The sequence below is a fragment of the Micromonospora echinospora genome, from assembly GCF_014203425.1.
Taxonomy (GTDB): domain Bacteria; phylum Actinomycetota; class Actinomycetes; order Mycobacteriales; family Micromonosporaceae; genus Micromonospora; species Micromonospora echinospora_A.
This window is the reverse complement of sequence record NZ_JACHJC010000001.1, coordinates 171,373-191,854: the sequence shown is the minus strand read 5'-3', so window position 1 is coordinate 191,854 and position 20,482 is coordinate 171,373. Positions and strand designations below refer to the sequence as shown.

Below are 20,482 nucleotides of genomic sequence, written 5' to 3'. Positions count from 1 at the left end.
GACTAGGCTGGGCGCGGCCGAGCAGACGAGTGGAAGAAGGAGCGGTCCGTGCGCCCAGGTGGACAGCCGAACATGCAGCAGATGCTGAAGCAGGCGCAGAAGATGCAGCAGCAGATCGCCAAGGCCCAGGCCGAGCTGGCCGAGGCGGAGCTGACCGGCACCGCCGGCGGTGGCCTGGTCACCGCGACAGTCGCCGGCACCGGTGAGCTGAAGGCGATCAAGATCGACCCGAAGGCGGTCGACCCGGAGGACGTGGAGACGCTTGAGGACCTGGTCGTCGCCGCCATGCACAACGCGGCCGAGGCGGCCCGCGAGCTGACCGAGAAGAAGATGGGCCCGCTCGCGGGCGGCATGGGCGGCCTCGGCCTGCCCGGGTTCTGAGCCGGCAGATGTACGAGGGTGCCATCCAGGATCTGATCGACGAACTGGGCCGGCTGCCGGGCGTGGGCCCGAAGAGCGCCCAGCGGATCGCGTTCCACGTCCTGTCGGCGGATCCGGCCGACGTGAACCGGCTGGCCGGTGCGCTGCGCAAGGTCAAGGACCTGGTCCGGTTCTGCACGACCTGCTACAACGTGGCCGAGTCGGAGCAGTGCCGGATCTGCCGCGACGCCCGGCGTACCGACGAGGTGCTCTGCGTGGTCGAGGAGCCCAAGGACGTGGTGGCGATCGAGCGGACCGGCGAGTTCCGCGGGCGCTACCACGTGCTCGGTGGCGCGATCAATCCGCTGGAGGGCATCGGCCCGGACAACCTGCGGATCCGTGAGCTGATGACCCGCCTCGGCAGTGGTTCGGTGCGTGAGCTGATCCTCGCCACCGACCCGAACACCGAGGGCGAGGCGACCGCCACCTATCTGGCGCTGATGGTCAAGCCGATGGGGATCGCGGTGACCCGGCTGGCGAGTGGGTTGCCGGTCGGCGGCGATCTGGAGTACGCCGACGAGATCACGCTGGGCCGGGCCTTCGAGGGGCGCCGAGCCGTCTGAGTTGTGCCGCGTCGCTTCCGGCGGGTGCCCTGCGGGGTGCCCGCCGGACGCGTTTCCACGCCGGACCCGGGCGCCCGCCGATCTGACACGAACGTGCGTCCGGGACCGGATCGACGTAACAAATTCGGCCTTCAAACCGACGAAAGTTCGGTACGGGACAGTGTTCTCCTTCGAATCGATTGCCTCGCTCCAGAACAGACACGATTCGATACCAACCCGCCCCCCGCCCGTTTCCGCGCCGTCCAACCGAGGGCTAAGGTCTGCGCACATCGGTGACCCTGTCACCACGTTGTTCGTACCCCCAAGGACGAGGTGAAGCACCATGCGTGCATCCAGGCCGAAGGTCGCAATCGCGGCCATCGCGGTCGCGGCCCTCGCGGTTGCAGGCTGCGCCGAGAGCGACCGTGAGAGTGGCTCCGGAGATAGCAAGAAGGACACCCTCGTCTTCGGCGTCGCCGGAGACCCGAAGGTGCTCGACCCCAGCTTCGCCAGCGACGGTGAGTCGCTGCGCGTGGCGCGCCAGGTCTTCGAGACGCTGGTCCGTCCGGAGGAGGGCGGCACCAAGGTGACGCCGGGTCTCGCGGAGTCCTGGACCCCGGACGCGGCGGGCACCACCTGGACCTTCAAGCTCCGCTCGGGCGTGAAGTTCCACGACGGCACCGACTTCAACGCCGAGGCCGTCTGCGCCAACTTCGACCGCTGGTACAACGCCAAGGGCCTCATGCAGAGCCCGGACGTGACCGCGTACTGGCAGGACGTCATGGGCGGGTTCGCCAAGAACGAGGACCCGGAGCTGGGGCCGAGCCTCTTCAAGTCCTGCACCGCCAAGGACGCCACCACTGTGGACCTCGCGTTCACCCGGGTCTCCAGCAAGATCCCGGCCGCGCTGATGCTGCCGTCGTTCTCGATCCAGAGCCCCAAGGCGATGGAGCAGTACGACGCCAGCAACGTGACCGGCACCGCCGAGGACATCAAGTACCCGGCGTACGCGATGGAGCACCCGACCGGCACCGGTCCGTTCAAGTTCAAGGCGTGGGACATCGCGAACAAGACGCTCACCATCGAGCGCAACGACGACTACCACGGCGACAAGGCCAAGCTGAAGACCATCATCTTCAAGACGATCTCGGACGAGAACGCCCGCAAGCAGGCGCTCCGCTCGGGTGACATCCAGGGCTACGACCTGGTCGGCCCGGCGGACGTGGAGCCGCTGAAGAAGGAGGGCTTCAACGTCCTCACCCGGCCCGCCTTCAACATCCTCTACCTGGCGATCAACCAGAAGGGGAACCCGAAGCTGGCCGACCTGAAGGTCCGGCAGGCCATCGCGCACGCGCTGAACCGGCAGGCGCTCGTCGACTCGAAGCTGCCCCCGGGCGCCAAGGTCGCGATGAACTTCTTCCCGGACACCGTCGAGGGCTGGAACGGCGACGTCACCAAGTACGACTACGACCCGGCCAAGGCCAAGGCTCTGCTGGCCGAGGCGGGCGCGTCGAACCTGACGCTGCGGTTCCACTACCCGACCGAGGTCACCCGGCCGTACATGCCGAACCCGAAGGACATCTTCGAGCTGCTCTCGGCGGACCTCAAGGCGGTCGGCATCAACGTCCAGGCCATCCCGCTGAAGTGGAGCCCGGACTACCTGAACGCCACCACCTCCGGCAACAAGCACGACCTGCACTTCCTCGGCTGGACCGGTGACTACGGCGACGCGTACAACTTCATCGGGACCTTCTTCGACCGCCAGAAGGACGAGTGGGGCTTCAACAACCCCGCGCTCTTCACGCAGTTCAAGGACGCCGACACCACCGCCGACGTGGCGGCCCGGACGGAGAAGTACAAGGCGCTGAACAAGACGATCATGGACTTCCTGCCAGGTGTGCCGATCTCGCACTCCCCGCCGGCGATCGTGTTCGGCAAGGACGTGACCGGGGTCAAGGCGAGCCCGCTCACCGACGAGCGGTACTCGAGCGCAGAGTTCAAGTGATCTGAAGGCACCGTACGCGGGCGGGCGCTGTGACCACAGCGCCCGCCCGCACCCCTCCGCACACCCTCCGAGGCGCCCGTGTTCCGGTTCATCGTCAGACGCCTGCTACAGCTGATACCAACGCTGTTGGGGCTCTCCGTCCTGCTGTTCATCTGGCTCCGCCGGCTTCCCGGCGGACCCGAGACCGCGATCCTCGGTGAACGGGGCACGCCCGAGACGCGCGCCGCGATCCGGCGCAACCTCGGCCTCGACGAGCCGATCCTGGTCCAGTACGCCCGCTTCCTGCGGCGGATGATCCGGCTCGACCTGGGCACCTCGACCGGCACGAAGCGGGCTGTCACCACAGAGTTCGTGGAGCGGTTCCCCGGCACCGTCGAGCTGACCGTCATGGCCCTGGTGCTGGCGGTCGGCATCGGGATCCCGCTCGGCTACCTCGCCGCACGCCGCCGCGGCCAGTTCCTCGACCACGCCTCCGTCGGCGGATCGCTCATCGGCATCTGCATCCCGGTCTTCTTCCTGGCGTACGTGCTCAAGGCGATCTTCGCCGAGAACCTGGGCTGGTTCCCCTCCAGCGGCCGGCAGGACCCGACCATCGGGGCGACCCGGGTCACCAACTTCTTCGTCCTCGACGGGATCATGACCCGCGAGTGGGACGCCGCCGCCGACGCGCTCTGGCACCTCGTGCTGCCGGGCATCGCGCTGGCGAGCATCCCGCTCGCGATCATCGTCCGGATCACCCGGGCCAGCGTCCTGGAGGTGCTCAACGAGGACTTCGTCCGGACCGCCGAGGCCAAGGGCCTGACCGAGCGGACCGTCCGTCGCCGGCACGTGCTGCGTAACGCCATGCTGCCGGTGGCCACCTCGATCGGTCTGCAGGCCGGTCTCCTGCTCTCCGGCGCGGTGCTCACCGAGACCGTGTTCGCCTTCAGCGGCATCGGCGCGTTCGTCGCCGAGTCGATCAGTCAGCGCGACTACCCGGTGCTGATGGGCTTCATCATGATCATTGCGGTGGTGTACGTGCTGGTGAATCTCCTGGTCGACCTCTCCTACAGCGTGATCGACCCGAGGGTGAGGGTGCGATGACCATCACCGGTGGCAAGAAGCGCGAGAAGATCGACCGGCTCGCCGAGCTGTCCGCCCGCGAGGACGAGCAGGGCGTGAGCCTCTGGAAGGAGGCGTTCCGCCGCCTGCGGCGCAACCCGGCGGCCATCATCGGCGTGGTCATCCTGGCGATCTTCGTCCTGGTCGCGGTGGTCGGGCCGTTCTTCGTCCCGTACAGCCCGACGGACTCGATCGGCATCCGCGAAGGGCTGGTCAAGTCCGGCCAGGGCATCATCCCGGGCGTCTCCGCCGACCACTGGCTGGGCTTCGACCACCAGGGCCGGGACGAGTTCAGCCGGCTGATCGTCGGGGCCCGGCAGACGCTGCTCGTCGGCGTGGTCTCCACCCTGATCGGTCTCGCGGTCGGCGCGCTGATCGGTGGCGTCGCCGGCGCGGCGGCCGGGCTGGGCGGACGCTGGGGCCGCTGGATCGACACCACCCTGATGCGCTTCATCGACATGCTGCTGGCCATGCCGAGCCTGCTGCTCGCGGTGAGCATCGCGGCGCTGCTCGGCGCCAGCCTCACCACCGTGATGATCGCTGTCGGTGTGGTGTCCGTGCCGATCTTCGCCCGGCTGCTGCGCGGCTCGATGATCGCGCAGTCCAACAGCGACTACGTGCTGGCGGCGACGGCGCTCGGCGTGAAGCGGTCGAAGATCGCCCTCACCCACGTGGTGCCGAACTCGATCGCCCCGGTCATCGTCCAGGCCACGCTGACGCTGGCGACCGCGATCATCGAGGCCGCCGCGCTCTCCTTCCTCGGCCTCGGCAACCCCGACTCGGCCATCCCGGAGTGGGGCGTCATGCTCGCCGACGCGCAGCCGTACCTGGGCATCCGGCCCGGCCTGGCCATCTACCCGGCGCTCGGCATCATCATCACCGCGCTCGGCTTCACCCTGCTCGGCGAGGCGATGCGCGAGGCCCTCGACCCGAAGCTGCGGAAGTAGGTCAGTCAGTCATGGCACTGCTCGAAGTGGACGACCTCTCCGTCACGTTCGCCCGGCGTGGGCAGCGCACCGTGCACGCGGTGGACGGGGTGTCCTTCTCGGTCGACGCCGGCGAGGTGGTCGGCCTGGTCGGCGAGTCCGGCTGCGGCAAGAGCGTCACGTCGCTGGCGATCATGGGGCTGCTGCCCAAGCAGCCGGGCCTGCGGGTCGGCGGCAAGGCGGTCTTCGACGGCACCGACCTGCTCCAGCTCGACGACCGGTCCCGCCGCGACATCCGCGGCCGGGACGTGGCGATGATCTTCCAGGATCCGCTCTCCTCGCTGAACCCGGTCATCCCGATCGGGCTCCAGGTGACCGAGGTGCTGACCCGCCACCGGGGAATGAAGGGCGAGGCGGCCACCAAGGAAGCCGCCGCGCTGCTCGACCGGGTGGGCATCCCGGACCCGCGCCGCCGGCTCAAGGAGTACCCGCACCAGCTCTCCGGCGGCATGCGGCAGCGGGCGCTGATCGCCATGGCGGTCGCCTGCCAGCCCCGGCTGCTGATCGCCGACGAGCCGACCACCGCGCTCGACGTCACCATCCAGGCGCAGATCCTGGAACTGCTGAAGGACCTGGTCCGCGACTCCGGCACCGCGCTGGTGATGATCACCCACGACCTCGGCGTGGTGGCCGGCATGTGCGACACCATCAACGTGCTCTACGCCGGCCGGGTGGTGGAGACGGCCACCCGCCGTCCGCTGTTCCGCCAGCCCCGGCACCCGTACACCGAAGGTCTGCTCGGTTCGGTGCCCCGCCTGGACGCCGGCCGCGGCGAACGGCTCAACCCCATCCCCGGCTCGGTACGCGACGTGCTGCCCTGGCCGGACGGCTGCGCGTTCGCCCCGCGCTGCGCCCGCCGCGTCGACGAGTGCGTGGGCGAGCCGCCGGAGCTGGTGCTCACCCACGACGCGCGCAGCTACCGCTGCGTCAACCCGGTGCCGATCCCCGGCCTGACCCCGGAGGCGGACGTCCGCGCCACAGAGCCGACGACGGCCGAGCCGGGTACGGTGCCGGCCCAGGCCGAGCCGGCCGACCCGCCCGCGGTGCCCGGCTTCGGACCGGCTCCGCGCGAGGAGGAGACCCCATGAGCGACAACGACATCCTCGTCGAGGTCCGCGACCTGAAGGTGCACTTCCCGATCCGGCGGGGCGTGTTCTTCGACCGGACCGTCGGGCACGTCAAGGCCGTCGACGGGGTCGACCTGAGCATCCCGCGCGGCAAGACGTACGGGCTGGTGGGCGAGTCGGGCTGCGGCAAGTCCACGCTCGGCCGGGCGCTGCTCCAGCTCACCCCGCCGACCGCCGGTGAGGTGAAGTTCGACGGCGTCGAGCTGACCACGCTGCCGGCCGGCAAGCTGCGGACGATGCGCCGCCGGATGCAGATGATCTTCCAGGACCCGATGTCCAGCCTGGACCCCCGGCAGAACGTCGAGTCGATCCTCACCGAGGGCCTCCAGACGCACGGCATCGGCGCCAACCGCGACGACCGGCGACGGATCATCGGCGAGACGCTGGACGCGGTGGGCCTGCCGAAGTGGGCGCTGTCCCGCTACCCGCACGAGTTCTCCGGCGGCCAGCGCCAGCGCATCGGCATCGCCCGCGCGGTGGTCCTCGGCCCGGAGCTGATCGTCGCCGACGAACCGGTCTCCGCGCTCGACGTGTCGATCCAGGCGCAGGTGGTGAACCTGCTGGACGAACTCCAGGAGAGCCTCGGCCTGACCTACCTGGTCATCGCGCACGACCTGGCGGTGGTGCGGCACATCTCCGACATCGTCGGCGTGATGTACCTGGGCGCGCTGGTCGAGGAGGCCCCGAGCGACCGGCTCTACACCGAGCCGCTGCACCCGTACACCCGGGCGCTGATGTCGGCGGTCCCGGTGCCGGACCCGGACGTGGAGGACCGGCGCGAGCGGATCCTGCTCGCCGGGGACCTGCCGTCGCCGGCCAACCCGCCGTCGGGCTGCCGGTTCCACACCCGCTGCCCCTGGGCGCAGCCGACCCGCTGCGCCGACGAGCGGCCGGAACTGCGCCAGATCGGCGCCAGCCGGGTGGCCTGCCACTGGGCCGAGCAGATCGCCGCCGGTGAGCTGCGCCCGCACGAGGTCACCGCGAAGATCACCCGGCCGGAGGGCGAGGGCGAGGAGCCCGGCGTGGTCTCCGCGCCCAGCGAGCCCGGCTCGTACGTCTGACACGACAAGCGCGTCCCCACCGGACCGGGTGGGGACGCGCTTGTACGTCGGTCAGCCCTCGGGGCGGTTGAGCAGGCCCACCGCGATCGTGTGCACCGCGTCCAGCGCGGCCGGGTCGGCCAGCGGCGCGGAACCGCCGGTGACCGCGTACCACTCGTCGGCGTCCTTGTACTGCACCCGCAGCGTCACCCGGCCGTCGGCGTGCTCGGTGCGCAGCGTCAGCTCGCCGGTCACCACGCCCACCTCGTCGGTCATGACCCCACCCGGACCGGGGACGATGTCGGTGGTCCGGTCCGCCGGTCCGGCCGGCGCGCCCCCGGCCGGTGCTCCCGGCACCGCGTCGGCGGTCATGCCCGCCCCGGCGACGTCGGCGGGCTCCGGCTGCCGGCCGTCCGCCGTCATCCCGGCCGAGGCCGGGCCGGCCGCCGCCTCCGGGGCCGGCGTGGCGCCCGGCTCCGGGGCCGGTGCCGCGGCCGCCTCCGGCGCCGGTGTCGCGTCCGGCCCGGTCACGGTTTGCTCGCCCATGTGCAGCCCTCCAGCATGTCGGTGAGAGCGGCCTTCTCGGCACTTGTCACAGTCAGCCGCCAGTAGTGCTTGACCGTCACCCAGTCCGCCGCGTACTGGCACCAGGACGACCGGTTCGGTGGCTTCCACTGGGACGGATCCTGGTCACCCTTTGCCCGGTTGGACCGCGCCGAAACCGCGATGAGCTGCGGCCGGGTCAGGTCGTTGGCGAAGTCGCCGCGCTTCGAGTCGTCCCACTCCTCCGCCCCGGAACGCCACGCGGCGGCCAGCGGCACAGTGTGGTCGATGTCCACGCCCGACGGGTCGGTCAGCACCACCCCGTCGTAGACGCTCTCCCATCGGCCGCCCACCACGTTGCAGCCGGACAGCTTGATGCCCTCGCCGTCGCGCTGCAGCACGCTGTCGCGTACGTCGCAGTTCTTGCCGGTGCCCCGCCAGTGCGGGAAGCGTGAGCGGCTGTAGCCCTTCATCGACCCGGCGGATGCCACGGTCAGCTCACCGAGCTGCTTGTTGATGTTCCCGGAGGCGCTCGGCGTCGCCTCCGGCTCGGTGACCGACACCTCGCAGCCGGCCACGCCGAGGGCGAGCACCGCGCTCAGCGCGGCGGCCAGCCCGGCTCGGGCTCCTGATCTCGTACGCACAGACGACACCTCTCCAGCTTGCGTGCTCCGGGCGAGTCCGCACAGTACCCGGCGGCGGTTTCTGCGATTCGTGGCGTCGAGGATGGGCGGCGGGCAGAGTGGTGAGACGTGACCGCACCCGCTCCCGCGCTGCGCACCGGCTCCGCCGCCGGACGCGGCACGCTGCTCGCCGCGATCCTCGCCTCCGGCATGGTGTTCCTGGACAGCACGGTCGTCAACGTCGCGCTGCCACGCCTCGGCGCCGAGCTGGACGCCACAGTCGCCGGTCTCCAGTGGACCGTGAACGGCTACCTGCTCATGCTGGCCGCGTTCGTGCTGCTCGGCGGCGCGCTCGGGGACCGGTTCGGCCGGCGGCGGATCTTCCTGCTCGGCGTGGTCTGGTTCGCGGTGGCGTCGGTACTCTGCGGGCTGGCCCAGGACACCGGCTGGCTCGTCGCCGCCCGGTTCCTCCAGGGCGCGGGCGGCGCGCTGCTCACCCCCGGGTCGCTGTCGGTGCTCCAGGCCAGCTTCCACCCGGACGACCGGGGCCGGGCCATCGGCACCTGGTCCGGACTGTCCGGGGTGTCCACAGCGCTCGGTCCGCTGCTCGGCGGCTGGCTCATCGACACGCTCTCCTGGCGGTGGATCTTCTTCGTCAACCTGCCGCTGGCGGTCGGCGTGGTGCTCGCCGCGCTGCGCTGGGTGCCGGAGAGCCGCGACGAGGAGATCTCGCGTACCGGAGGCGGTCGGCGGTTCGACGTGACCGGGGCGCTGCTCGGCGCGCTCGCGCTCGGCGGAGTCACGTATGCGCTGATCGACGCCCCGGCGCAGGGCGCCTCCCCGGCGGTGCTGGTCGCGGCGGTGCTCGGGGTGGTCGCCGTGGTGGCCTTCGTGCTGGTCGAGCGGCGGCGCGGCGACACCGCGATGCTGCCCACCGGGCTGTTCTCCAGCCGGCTGTTCTCCGTGCTGAACATCTTCACGGTGGTCGTGTACGCCGCGCTCGGCGGGTTCACCTTCTTCCTCGCCGTCTACCTGCAGAACGTGGTCGGCTGGTCGGCGCTGCTCACCGGCCTGGCCACGGTGCCGATGACGGTGCTGCTGCTGGTCGGCTCGCCGCACGCGGGCGCGCTGTCGGCCCGCATCGGCCCCCGGCTGCCGCTCACCGTCGGTCCGGTGCTCGCCGCCGTGGGTCTGCTGTTGCTGCGCCGGGTCGGGCCGGGCGCGTCGTACTGGGTGGACGTGCTGCCGGGCGTGGCGCTGTTCGGCGCCGGGCTCACGCTCGTGGTGGCGCCGCTGACCACGTCGGTGCTCGGCGCGGTCTCCGACCGGTTCGCCGGGGTGGCGAGCGGCTTCAACAACGCCGCGTCCCGGGCCGGCGGCCTGCTCGCGGTGGCCGCGCTGCCGCTGCTGGTCGGGCTGTCGGGCACCGGGTACGAGCAGAAGGGCGCGCTGGCCGACGCGTACCGGGGGGCGTTGGCGTGGTGCGCGGGGCTGCTGCTGGCAGGCGCGGTGCTCGCCGCCGTGCTCATCCACCGCCCCCGGCGCGGGCGTTAAGAAGGGCCCCCTCCTATGCAGAATGCGTTAAGAAGGGGCCCTTCCTTACACCTCAGGCGCGGGTGCGGTTCACCGCGCTCGTTACCGCCTTGATCGAGGCGGTGACGATGTTCGCGTCCACCCCGACGCCCCACACCGTACGACCGTCCACCTCGCACTCCACGTACGCGGCGGCCTGCGCGTCCCCACCGGAGGACAGCGCGTGCTCGTGGTAGTCGAGCACCCGTACCGCCACGCCCAGGGACTGCAACGCGTTGACGTACGCGTCGATCGGGCCGTTGCCGACGGCGGTGAGCGCGCGGGTCTCGCCGCCGAAGCCGACGCGGGCGTCGATCTCGACCTTGCCGTCGACGGTGCCGATCGTGTACTCGGCCAGCTTCACGGCCGGGTCCACCTGGTGGTCGACCAGGTAGTTGCGGGCGAAGATCTCCCACATCGCGCCGGGCTCGACCTCGCCGCCGTCGTGGTCGGTGACCTGCTGCACCACGCCGGAGAACTCGATCTGGAGGCGGCGCGGCAGGTCGAACTGGTGCTCGGTCTTCATGATGTACGCGACGCCGCCCTTGCCGGACTGCGAGTTGACCCGGATGACCGCCTCGTAGGTGCGGCCCAGGTCCTTCGGGTCGATCGGCAGGTAGGGCACCGCCCAGGTGAAGTCGTCGACCGGTACGCCGGCCGCCGTCGCGTCGGCGTTCAGCGCGGCGAAGCCCTTGTTGATCGCGTCCTGGTGGGAGCCGGAGAACGCGGTGTAGACCAGGTCGCCCGCGTACGGGTGGCGCTCGTGCACCGGCAGCTGGTTGCAGTATTCGACGGCGCGCTTGATCTCGTCGATGTTCGAGAAGTCGATCATCGGGTCGATGCCCTGGGAGAACATGTTCAGGCCCAGCGTGACCAGGTCGACGTTGCCGGTGCGCTCACCGTTGCCGAACAGGCAGCCCTCGATCCGGTCGGCGCCGGCCAGCAGGCCCAGCTCGGCGGCGGCCACGCCGGTGCCCCGGTCGTTGTGCGGGTGCAGGCTCAGCACCAGGCTGTCCCGCCGGGGCAGGCGCCGGTGCATCCACTCGATGGAGTCGGCGTAGACGTTCGGCATCGCCATCTCGACGGTGGCGGGCAGGTTGATGATCAGCTTGCGGTCCGGCGTCGGGTCGATCACGTCGATCACCGCCGAGCAGACCTCCAGCGCGTACTCCAGCTCGGTGCCCGTGTAGGACTCCGGCGAGTACTCGTAGTGGATGTCGGTGTCCGGCGTGTGGATCTCCGCGTACTTCTGGCACAGCCGCGCGCCCTGGGTGGCGATGTCGGTGATGCCGTCGCGGTCCAGGCCGAAGACCACCCGGCGCTGCAGCGTCGAGGTGGAGTTGTAGAAGTGCACGATGGCCCGGCGGGCGCCGCGCAGCGACTCGAAGGTCCGCTCGATCAGGTGCTCCCGGCACTGGGTCAGCACCTGGATGGTGACGTCCTCGGGAATCAGGTCCTGCTCGATCAGCTGCCGTACGAAGTCGTAGTCGGTCTGGCTCGCCGACGGGAAGCCGACCTCGATCTCCTTGTAGCCCATCTGCACCAGGAGCTGGAACATCCGCCGCTTGCGCTCGGGCGACATCGGGTCGATCAGCGCCTGGTTGCCGTCGCGGAGGTCGACGGCGCACCAGCGGGGCGCGGCCTCGACGCGGCGGGTCGGCCAGGAGCGGTCCGGCAGGTCGATGTCGAACTGCCTGTCGTACGGGACGTAGCGGTGGACCGGCATCCGGCTGGGGCGCTGGCGGGCGAACGGATCGGTCTCAGTGACAGGTTGAGCCATCTCGGAGTGCTCCCTGGAACATGTGGCGTCAGCAGATCGGAAAGGTGTCGGCCAGATGCCGGGCGACGGTGCGCGGCGGTGCCGAGAAGAAGATCGGATGTGCTGGACGGCGCGTAGCGACTCCGCGACGAGGTGCCGGCCGGTCAGGCCTCGTCGCGGCAGCCAAGGAGAAGGTACGCGCGCCACATGACAAGGTCACCCTACGTGGTGGGACGGGCGGCGGGAAGGATGGTCCGGACTATGGGACCAGTGTCACTGATCCGGTGGACGTCGCCACTGCCGGTAGCCGGGGGGTCCGTTCCACCCGGGCCACCGCGGGCACGATCACCAGTCCGACCAGGGTGAAGATCGCCGCGGCCGGGTACCAGCCCCAGCCGCCGGTGCTCACGCCGAGCGCGGTCAGCCCGGCCGGCGCGATCAGGAGCTGCACCTGGGAGCCGAGCCCGAACGCGCCGACGTACGCGCCGCGGTGGGCGGCGGGCGGCAGCGTGGCGGTGAGTCCCCAGGTGCCCGCCGACTCGATCATCTCGGCCAGGATGAGCACCGTCGCGGCGGCCACCAGCGCCACCACGGTGAGCGCTCCCCGGGTCGCGCCGGAGACCGGCAGGACCACGCAGAACGCGGCGATCAGCACCGCGCCCCGGCGGGAGGCCCGGGCCGCGCCCGGCGCGGTGTCCGCGCCCCGGCTGGCCCGCACCTGGAACAGCACGATCAGTACGGTGTTGAGCAGCACCAGCGCGGCGATGATCGCCTTCGGCGCGTCGGTACGGGTGAGGATCCACAGCGGCAGCACCGTCACGTAGAGCGTCTGGTGCGCGCTGAGCAGCCCGGACAGCAGCGCGACAGTCATGAACGGCCGGTCCCGCAGCACCGCGAGCCGGCTCGTCGGCTCGGTCGGGCGGGTCACCTCCGGCAGCCGCGGCAGCCGGCGCACGAAGACGGCGGTCACCAGCAGGACCACGGCGATGAACCAGACCATCCCGCGGTACGCCCAGATCGTGTCGACGGCCAGCACCAGGCCGCTGATCAGCGCGCCCATCCCGAAGCCGACGTTCTTCGAGGAGCGCTGGTAGGCCATCGCGGTGACCCGTTCCTCCGGCCGCAGCACGTTGATCGAGTAGACCTGGCGGGCCACGCCGGTCGCCGCGCCCGTCACGGCCAGCGCCATCACCACGGCGAGGAACCCGGCGAAGCCGCCGGCGAACGGGTACGCCGCGAACAGCCCGGCGTCGAGCAGCAGGCAGACGACCCACACCCGCTGCGGCCCGTACCGGTCGGTGAGCCCGCCCAGCGGCACGGTGCCGAGCAGGGACGCCCCGGCGGCGAGTGACAGGCCGAGCCCCACCTGGGCCGGACTCAGCCCGAGCGCGCGGGTGAAGAAGACGGTGCTGCCGGCCAGGAAGACGCCGTGACCGACGGCGAACACCATGGCCTGCACGGCCAGGGCGCGGGTCAGGCCGGCCGGCGGTACGACGTGACGGACGGCGGTGCGGATGCTCTCTCTGGCCCCCATGACCGGTGAGCACATCGTGTTCCCCACGCGCCGGTCGAACCTTTTAGTCTGAGCCGAATCCCGGGGGGGTGCGATGTCCGAGTTGCGGTTCACGCCGGCCGACGTCGCGGGCGTGCGGTTCGGTGTCTCGCCTGCAAACGAGACGGTGATGAGCATGTGGGCGCTCGCCGACCCGGCCCGCTACCCGGTGCACCTGGGGTGGATCGACCGGGCCCGGACGACGCTGCGCCGCCCGGAGGTGGCCGAGCGGGTCCGCCCGCTCGTGGAGCTGGCCTGGCCGCGCCGCTGGCTGCCGGACTTCCTCACCCCCGCCGCCCGGCCCGGGGTGGAGATGGACGGCCAGCTCGACCGGATCGCGGCGACGCCGCCGGACGTGGTGGTCGAGGACCTGCTGGCGACCGTCCCGCGCCGGCCGCTGGGCCGGTACGGGCAGGCGTTGCTCGCCGACCCGGCCGGGCTGCTGCCGCAGCTCGTCGAGGCGGTGCGGGTCTGGTACGACGAGGCGATCGCTCCCGACTGGCCGCGCATGCGGGCGCTGCTCGACGCCGACGTGGCGTACCGGGCGGCCCAGCTCGCCGAGGGCGGCGCGGGGCAGCTGTTCGAGCGGCTCCACCCCAGCCTGCGGTGGCTCGGTGACCGGGTGGTCAGCGACGACCCGTTCGAGCGGGACTTCGACCTGCGGGGGCGGGGACTGGCGCTGAGCCCGAGCGTGTTCAGCGACCGGCGGGTGCTGTGGAACCTGCTGGAGGATTCGCCACCCGTCGGGGCGTACCCGGTGCGGGCGGTCGGGACGCTGTGGGAGCGCGGAGCCGAACCGGCCGGCGACGCGCTGGCCCGGGTGGTCGGCGGCGGCCGGGCCGCGTTGCTGCGCCTGCTGGACGCGGCGTGCACCACCACGGACCTCGCCCGGCTCACCGGGCTGTCCGCCGGGGCCGTGTCCCAGCACCTCTCCGCGCTGCATGCCGCCGGTCTCGTCACCCGCTCCCGGGTGGGGCGGCACGTGCTCTACCGCAACACCGAGGTCGGCGCCGCGCTGCTCCGCGCGGCACGGGGCGGCTGAGCGCGCGGCGTCACGAGGTCGGCGGCGCGTCCTGCCCCACCGGGTCGCCCTCGGTCACCGCGCCCGCGAGTTCGACGGTGCCGGGCGCGGCGCCGGGCTCGCCGGTCAGCGTCAGCGTGCCGAAGCCGGCCCGGACCGCCGCCGGTGTGCCGTCCTCCCGGAAGCAGTAGATGCCCACGTCCAGCGGGGCGTTCAGCGAGGCGGAGGTCGTGTCGACGGAGTAGCACCGGCCGGTGACGCCGGGCAGCGGCGCGGCGGGGGAGACCGCGAGCGGCGCGCGCCTGTCGGTCAGCACCTCCAGCCAGTCGGTGAACGGGTGCTGCACGCGGGGGTCGAGCCGTCGGGGTACCGCGTCGTCGGCGTCGCCGAGCCGGACACAGCTCGCCGCCTGCGTCCAGCCGGCCGAGGGCAGCGCGCACTGGAACAGCCCGTCGGAGGTGGCGGCGAGCGAGACGTCCACCGTGCCGTCCCGTCCCCAGCCGGGCACGTCGACCCGCCAGCTGCCGTCGTTGGCGCTGGTCACCGCCACCGTGCGGGGAGCGCCTTCGGCCGGGGTGAAGGAGTACGCGGCGGTGTGGTGCCGGTCCTGCGCGGCGGCGGCCAGCCCGGCGAGCTCGTCGCGGGCGGCGTCCACCTGCACCGGCACCGGGTCGGCGGCGCCGGTGGGCGCCGCCTCGGGACTGTCGTTCACACAGGCGGCCAGCAGCGTCGGCAGGATGAGCGCGAGCGCGCCGGTCACCCGGCGGGCCGCGCGACGATGAGCGTGCACCGACTCATTCTCCGTCGTGCGGACGGTTGCGGACAGCCCACCGTACGGCTGTACCGCTTGGCGTGTCGCGTACTCCCGGGCTGGTGAGCCGCCCCACGCCGGGGCCGGATGGTGGGATCACCCGACCCGGCGTCGTGGCCCGCCCGATAGGCTGAGGCGGTCTGACACGCGCCGCCGGACCGAGAAACCCGGCGGCGTCGGCACGCTCAGGGTCGTCGCTGGGAGGGAGTGCACCGTCGTGGCACTCGTGGTGCAGAAGTACGGCGGGTCCTCCGTCGCCAACGCCGAGCGGATCAAGCGGGTGGCCGAGCGCATCGTGGCCGCGCGCAAGGCCGGCGACGACGTGGTCGTGGTGGTGTCCGCCATGGGCGACACCACCGACGAGCTGCTCGACCTCGCCAACCAGGTCAGCCCGCTGCCGCCCGGCCGCGAGCTGGACATGCTGCTCACCGCCGGGGAGCGGATCTCCATGGCGCTGCTCGCCATGGCCATCCACAACCTGGGGTACGAGGCCCGCTCGTTCACCGGTTCCCAGGCGGGCGTGATCACCACCTCGGTGCACGGCCGGGCCCGGATCATCGACGTGACCCCGGGGCGGCTCAAGGGCGCGCTGGACGAGGGCGCGGTGGTCATCGTCGCCGGCTTCCAGGGCGTCTCGCAGGACACCAAGGACGTCACCACGCTCGGGCGGGGCGGCTCGGACACCACCGCCGTGGCGCTCGCCGCCGCGCTGGAGGCGGACGTCTGCGAGATCTACACCGACGTGGACGGCATCTTCACCGCCGACCCGCGGATCGTGCCGAACGCCCGGCACATCACCCGGATCACCTACGAGGAGATGCTGGAACTGGCCGCCTGCGGCGCGAAGGTGCTGCATCTGCGCAGCGTCGAGTACGCACGGCGCGCGGGCTTGCCGATCCACGTCCGTTCGTCATACTCGACCAACACCGGCACGATGGTCACCGGATCGATGGAGGACCTTCCTGTGGAACAGGCACTGATCACCGGCGTCGCCCACGACCGCAGCGAAGCGAAGATCACGATCGTCGGCGTGCCCGACGAGCCGGGCGCCGCCGCGCGCATCTTCGACACGGTCGCCGGCGCGGAGATCAACATCGACATGATCGTGCAGAACGTGTCCACCGAGGGCACCGGCCGCACCGACATCTCGTTCACGCTGCCCAAGGCGGACGGCCCGACCGCGATGACCGCGCTCAGCAAGATCCAGGAGACGGTCAAGTTCAAGGGCCTGCTCTACGACGACCACGTCGGCAAGGTCAGCCTGATCGGCGCCGGCATGCGCTCGCACCCGGGCGTGGCCGCCGGCTTCTTCGCCGCCCTCGGCGCGGCCGGCGTCAACATCGAGATGATCTCCACCTCGGAGATCCGGGTCTCCGTGGTCTGCCGGGACACCGATCTGGACAAGGCGGTCCGCGCCATCCACGACGCCTTCGAGCTGGGTGGTGACACCGAAGCCGTCGTCTACGCCGGCACCGGGCGGTAACGCGCCGTGGCGTCGCTGCCCACCCTCGCCGTGGTCGGGGCGACAGGTGCCGTCGGCACGGTGATGTGCCAGATCCTCTCCTCCCGGCGCAACGTCTGGGGCGAGATCCGGCTGCTCGCCTCCGAGCGCTCGGCCGGCCGGCGCGTGCAGTGCCGGGGCGAGGAGCTGACCGTCCAGGCCCTCACCGCCGACGCCCTCGACGGCGTCGACGTGGCCATGTTCGATGTGCCGGACGACGTATCGGCGCAGTGGGCCCCGGTCGCGGTCTCGCGCGGCGCGGTGGTCGTCGACAACTCCGGCGCGTTCCGGATGGACCGCGACGTGCCGCTCGTCGTCCCCGAGATCAACCCCGACCAGGTACGCAACCGGCCCCGGGGCATCATCGCCAACGCCAACTGCACGACGCTGGCGATGATCGTGGCGATCGCCCCGCTGCATCGCGAGTACGGCCTGCGCGAGCTGGTGCTCGCGTCGTACCAGGCGGTGTCCGGGGCGGGGCAGGCCGGCGTGGACGCGCTGCACCTGCAGCTCGGCAAGATCGCCGGGGATCGGGTGCTCGGCTCCCGCGCCGGTGACGTGCGCCAGGCCGTCGGTGACGAGCTGGGTCCGTTCCCGGCGCCGTTGGCGCTCAACGTCGTACCGTGGGCGGGCTCGCTGGCCGACGACGGCTGGTCCACCGAGGAGATGAAGCTCCGCAACGAGTCCCGCAAGATCCTCGGGCTGCCCGACCTCAAGGTCTCCGCCACCTGCGTACGGGTGCCGGTGGTGACCGGCCACTCGGTCGCCGTGCACGCCGTCTTCGCCACCGAGGTGGACGCCGAGAGCGCCCGGGAGGTGGTGCGCAACGCGCCGGGCGTGATCCTGGTCGACGACCCGGCGTCCGGGGAGTTCCCGATGCCGATCGACGCGGTCGGCACCGACCCCTCCTGGGTGGGCCGCATCCGACGCTCGGTGGACGACCCCCGCGCCCTGGACCTCTTCGTGACCGGCGACAACCTCCGCAAGGGCGCCGCCCTCAACACCGCCCAGATCGCCGAACTGCTGGCCAAGGATCTGACGCGCCCCTGAGCGGTGTCCGTTCGCGGCGACCGGCGCGATGCGTCAGCACGAACCGTTGACCGGGTTGGCCGATCCGGTGTACAGGTACGCGTCGGGGATCCAGGTGCCGTCGGTGAGCTTGTTCCACAGCGTGCTGGCGCCCCATCGGCCGGTCACGGAGGTGCCGCTCGACGAGCAGGCGATGGCCGCCGTGGCGCCGTCCGCGATCGAGCCGACGACCCCGTACCCGGTGCCCGGCCCGGACCGCCGGCTGACCGACGTGCCCCCGTAGCTGTCGACGATGCCCTCGGTGAATCCGAGCGCCCCGTAGTTGTACAGCGATCCGCCGACGTTGACCCGTTTCGAGCCGTGCAGCGCGTAGCCCTCGTAGGCCGTGCTGCCCTCTCTCGGCACCCACTTGCCCAGATTGTGGGTGGCGATCGCCACGTACGCGCCGTTCTGCCGGAATCCCAGGTGCACGTGCCGGCTGCTGGCGGAGCCGCCGCAGGTGATGTCGGTGCCGGTGTCGCCGAGGTAGGAGCCCGCGCTGACCGACGCCCCGTCGACGTTGATGTTGTTCCACAGGTGGTAGTAGTCGGTGGTGTAGCCCCTGTCGTGGACCACCCGGATCCAGCCCTTGCACATCGTGTACGCGGTGCCGGCACGCACGGCCAGCACTCGCTGGTCACCGCCGAACAGGTCGATCGAGCTGAACGGTCGCGGGGAGCCGGACCAGCCGTGTGGGCCACCCCTGAGGGTCCACGACTGGCCGAGGGCGAACGGCAGGCGCATGCCGGTGCGGTAGTCCCCGTTGGCGGACAGCGTGCCACGGGTGGTGAACGCGTCCCGCTCTCCACGGGCGAGGACGGACGCGGGGGCTGCCGCGGCCAGGTCGGCGAAGGTGGCCTCGCCCTCCAGAGCGACCTGCCAGTCGCCGCGTTGCTGGCGGGCGATGAAGATCCAGCCGGACGGGTGCAGCCCTTCCTTCTGCGGGGCGACGAGCACGGCGGTGCCGAAGGCCCAGGCCCGGCCGTCGCGGCGGGTGACTGTCACCCGGGTGTCCGCCAACCCGGCAGCGCGCATCTCCTGGTCGGCCGCGACCACGGCTTCCTCGATCAGCTTGTGTCGTACGACGGTGGTGACGTCGTCGGCCGGTGCGGCCTGGGCGCCGTCCGGCACGGTGCCGATCACTGCGGCAACGAGCAGGATCGCGGTGGCGGTGCCGAGTCGGCGTCGCGTATCGATCATGTCCTCTCCCAGGGGGGGTCGAGAGGCTGATGCATGTCCGACGGACGATATCCGACTGATTTACACGTGTCTATATTTTGTCAGGCGGCGGAGAGGTGGACGCCGTCTCGGCCGTGGCGCTTGACCGCGTACAGCGCCTGGTCGGCTCGGTGCAGGGTGCGCTCGGGGGACTCGCCGGGCCTCGGCAGCGCGATGCCGACGCTGATCGTCCGGCCGGTCCGGCGGGCCGCCTCGGTGAGCCGTTCGGCGATCCGGACCGCCTCCTCCGGGCGGCTCACCTCGATCACCGCCACGAACTCGTCCCCGCCGGTCCGGTACAGCTCGTCGCCCTGGCGCAGCGCGCCTTCGAGGGCCCGGGCCAGCCCCACCAGCAGCCGGTCGCCGGCCTGGTGGCCGTACGTGTCGTTGACGTCCTTGAACCCGTCCACGTCGATCGCCAGCAGCGCGGTACGCCCCGGCGTGGCGGTGGCGATCCGCTGCCCGAACGGGCCGGTGTGCCGCAGCCCGGTGAGCGGGTCGGAGCTGGCCTGCTCGCGCAGCCGGGCGAGCGTACGCAGCCGGTCCAGGCAGGTCCATGCCTGCCCGGCGAGCAGTTCGATCAGGTTGACAGTGGTCGGGTCGGGGCGCAGCAGCCGCTCGTCGGCGACGAGCAGCACGCCACCGGCGGCCACCGTGCCGACCGGCACCGCCACCAGGGTGCGCGCGCCCGCCCGGGTCAGCGGCAGGTACTCCTCGGTCGGCGGGTGCCCCGCCTCGCCCAGCGTGTACGCCGAGCCGTACCGGTGGGCCCGGTCGATCACGCGGTCCAGCGCGGCCGGGCCGGCCTCGGCCAGCTCGGCGCGGATGCGTGTCTCCAGCTCGCCGGGGGTGTCGGTGGGCGCGCCGAGGCGTGGGCCGCTCCGGCCGGTGAGGACCAGCACGGCGGCGGAGAGTTCGGACACGTCCCGGGCTGCGGCGAGCGCGGCGGTCATCAGGTCCCAGTCGGTCGGGGCGGCGGTGAACGCGGCGGCGTGCCGGAGCAGCTTCTCGCTGCGGCTCTCGGCCGGTGACCCGCCGAGCGCGGCGATCCGCCCGCCGAGGCGGTCGGCCACCAGCTCGGCGGTCTCCCGCCACGCCGCGAGCGGGACGGGCTCGCTCCACTGCAGGTCGAGCACGCCGATGGGCCGGCCGGCCGGGTCGCGTACCGGCACGCAGAGTTCCGCTGTGACGTCCGGCCGGACCGGCAGGTAGTCGGGGTCGGCGCTCACGTCGGGCACGACGGCTGTCACGCCGGAGGCGTAGACCCGCCGCACCACCGAGGGTTCGGGGCGGTGGCGGGCGGGCGCGTCAACGGTCGCCGGGACGTGCGAGAAGACCTGCCACGCGCCGGTGGCGGCGACGCAGCGCAGACGGTCGTGGACCCGGAGCAGGACGGCAGCGGTCGCCGGGGTGTGCCGGGCGAGCGCGGCGACGGTCCACTGGCACGCCTCCGGGACGGTGGACGCCGTGGGCAGGCGCACCGTGATGTCGCGGAGGACTCGCTCGTGATCCACGTCGTTCCTGCTCGGAGGGGGTAGGTCGCGATCAAGCGTACTCAGCGCGACCGCCACCGACCTTCGTACACATGTGCTA

Annotated in this window: 18 protein-coding genes; 11 read left to right on the top strand and 7 right to left on the bottom strand. The window is 71.8% G+C overall.

Annotation, left to right across the window (positions count from 1 at the left end; all coding sequences use genetic code 11):
- The first annotated feature begins 72 nt into the window (after positions 1–72).
- The 7 genes from FHU28_RS00890 (at position 73) to FHU28_RS00860 (ending at position 7,242) form a co-directional block, all read left to right on the top strand.
- A complete protein-coding gene (locus tag FHU28_RS00890) occupies positions 73–381 on the top strand; it encodes a YbaB/EbfC family nucleoid-associated protein (protein WP_221453393.1) in 309 nt (102 codons plus the stop codon).
- A gap of 8 nt (positions 382–389) precedes the next feature.
- Positions 390–983, top strand: a complete 594-nt coding sequence (recR, locus tag FHU28_RS00885) for a recombination mediator RecR (protein WP_073829286.1) — start codon at positions 390–392, stop codon at positions 981–983.
- Positions 984–1,305: 322 nt separating this feature from the next.
- On the top strand, positions 1,306–2,967 hold the full coding sequence (locus FHU28_RS00880) for an ABC transporter substrate-binding protein (protein ID WP_184679924.1): 1,662 nt from the start codon (positions 1,306–1,308) through the stop codon (positions 2,965–2,967).
- 78 nt (positions 2,968–3,045) lie between these two features.
- Positions 3,046–4,050, top strand: a complete 1,005-nt coding sequence (locus FHU28_RS00875; RefSeq protein ID WP_184679923.1) for an ABC transporter permease — start codon at positions 3,046–3,048, stop codon at positions 4,048–4,050.
- A complete protein-coding gene (locus FHU28_RS00870) occupies positions 4,047–5,015 on the top strand; it encodes an ABC transporter permease (RefSeq protein WP_184679922.1) in 969 nt (322 codons plus the stop codon). The genes FHU28_RS00875 and FHU28_RS00870 overlap by 4 nt, the downstream gene beginning before the upstream one ends.
- An 11-nt stretch (positions 5,016–5,026) precedes the next feature.
- Entirely contained in the window at positions 5,027–6,142 is a 1,116-nt protein-coding gene (locus tag FHU28_RS00865; protein WP_184679920.1) for an ABC transporter ATP-binding protein, read from the top strand.
- Entirely contained in the window at positions 6,139–7,242 is a 1,104-nt protein-coding gene (locus tag FHU28_RS00860; protein WP_073829281.1) for an ABC transporter ATP-binding protein, read from the top strand. The genes FHU28_RS00865 and FHU28_RS00860 overlap by 4 nt, the downstream gene beginning before the upstream one ends.
- Before the next feature lie 51 nt (positions 7,243–7,293).
- Here FHU28_RS00860 and FHU28_RS00855 read toward each other — a convergent pair whose 3' ends face one another.
- Both FHU28_RS00855 and FHU28_RS00850 read right to left on the bottom strand, forming a co-directional pair.
- Complete coding sequence (locus FHU28_RS00855; protein ID WP_184679918.1) at positions 7,294–7,767, bottom strand: hypothetical protein; 474 nt, start codon at positions 7,765–7,767, stop codon at positions 7,294–7,296.
- Positions 7,749–8,408 (bottom strand): HNH endonuclease family protein, encoded by a 660-nt coding sequence (locus FHU28_RS00850; protein ID WP_184679916.1) that lies wholly within the window; start codon positions 8,406–8,408, stop codon positions 7,749–7,751. Before FHU28_RS00850 ends, FHU28_RS00855 begins: the two co-directional genes overlap by 19 nt.
- A gap of 108 nt (positions 8,409–8,516) precedes the next feature.
- Between FHU28_RS00850 and FHU28_RS00845 the strand changes: the two genes are divergently transcribed.
- A complete protein-coding gene (locus FHU28_RS00845) occupies positions 8,517–9,941 on the top strand; it encodes an MFS transporter (RefSeq protein WP_184679914.1) in 1,425 nt (474 codons plus the stop codon).
- Between the two features lie 52 nt (positions 9,942–9,993).
- Here the strand turns inward: FHU28_RS00845 and leuA are convergent, their stop codons facing one another.
- The gene (gene leuA / locus FHU28_RS00840) at positions 9,994–11,739 is read right to left on the bottom strand and encodes a 2-isopropylmalate synthase (RefSeq protein ID WP_184679912.1); all 1,746 of its coding nucleotides are present in this window, start codon (positions 11,737–11,739) and stop codon (positions 9,994–9,996) included.
- Positions 11,740–11,977: 238 nt separating this feature from the next.
- Entirely contained in the window at positions 11,978–13,252 is a 1,275-nt protein-coding gene (locus FHU28_RS00835; RefSeq protein ID WP_184679910.1) for an MFS transporter, read from the bottom strand.
- A 73-nt stretch (positions 13,253–13,325) separates the two neighbouring features.
- On the opposite strand from FHU28_RS00835, the gene FHU28_RS00830 reads away from it, so the two are divergent.
- A complete protein-coding gene (locus FHU28_RS00830) occupies positions 13,326–14,312 on the top strand; it encodes an ArsR/SmtB family transcription factor (RefSeq protein WP_184679908.1) in 987 nt (328 codons plus the stop codon).
- A gap of 10 nt (positions 14,313–14,322) precedes the next feature.
- Here the strand turns inward: FHU28_RS00830 and FHU28_RS00825 are convergent, their stop codons facing one another.
- Positions 14,323–15,081: a hypothetical protein gene (locus tag FHU28_RS00825; RefSeq protein WP_311773496.1), complete on the bottom strand. Its 759-nt coding sequence runs from the start codon at positions 15,079–15,081 to the stop codon at positions 14,323–14,325.
- 238 nt (positions 15,082–15,319) lie between these two features.
- Here FHU28_RS00825 and FHU28_RS00820 point away from each other — a divergent pair, with 238 nt between their 5' ends.
- Together FHU28_RS00820 and FHU28_RS00815 are read left to right on the top strand one after the other, a co-directional pair.
- Positions 15,320–16,585 (top strand): aspartate kinase, encoded by a 1,266-nt coding sequence (locus FHU28_RS00820; RefSeq protein WP_030502103.1) that lies wholly within the window; start codon positions 15,320–15,322, stop codon positions 16,583–16,585.
- A gap of 6 nt (positions 16,586–16,591) precedes the next feature.
- Positions 16,592–17,653: an aspartate-semialdehyde dehydrogenase gene (locus FHU28_RS00815; RefSeq protein ID WP_184679906.1), complete on the top strand. Its 1,062-nt coding sequence runs from the start codon at positions 16,592–16,594 to the stop codon at positions 17,651–17,653.
- A 33-nt stretch (positions 17,654–17,686) separates the two neighbouring features.
- On the opposite strand, the gene FHU28_RS00810 is transcribed toward FHU28_RS00815, so the two are convergent.
- Positions 17,687–18,871: a peptidase M23 gene (locus FHU28_RS00810; protein WP_184679897.1), complete on the bottom strand. Its 1,185-nt coding sequence runs from the start codon at positions 18,869–18,871 to the stop codon at positions 17,687–17,689.
- Positions 18,872–18,951: 80 nt separating this feature from the next.
- A complete protein-coding gene (locus tag FHU28_RS00805) occupies positions 18,952–20,403 on the bottom strand; it encodes a GGDEF domain-containing protein (protein WP_184679895.1) in 1,452 nt (483 codons plus the stop codon).
- Positions 20,404–20,482 lie beyond the last annotated feature (79 nt).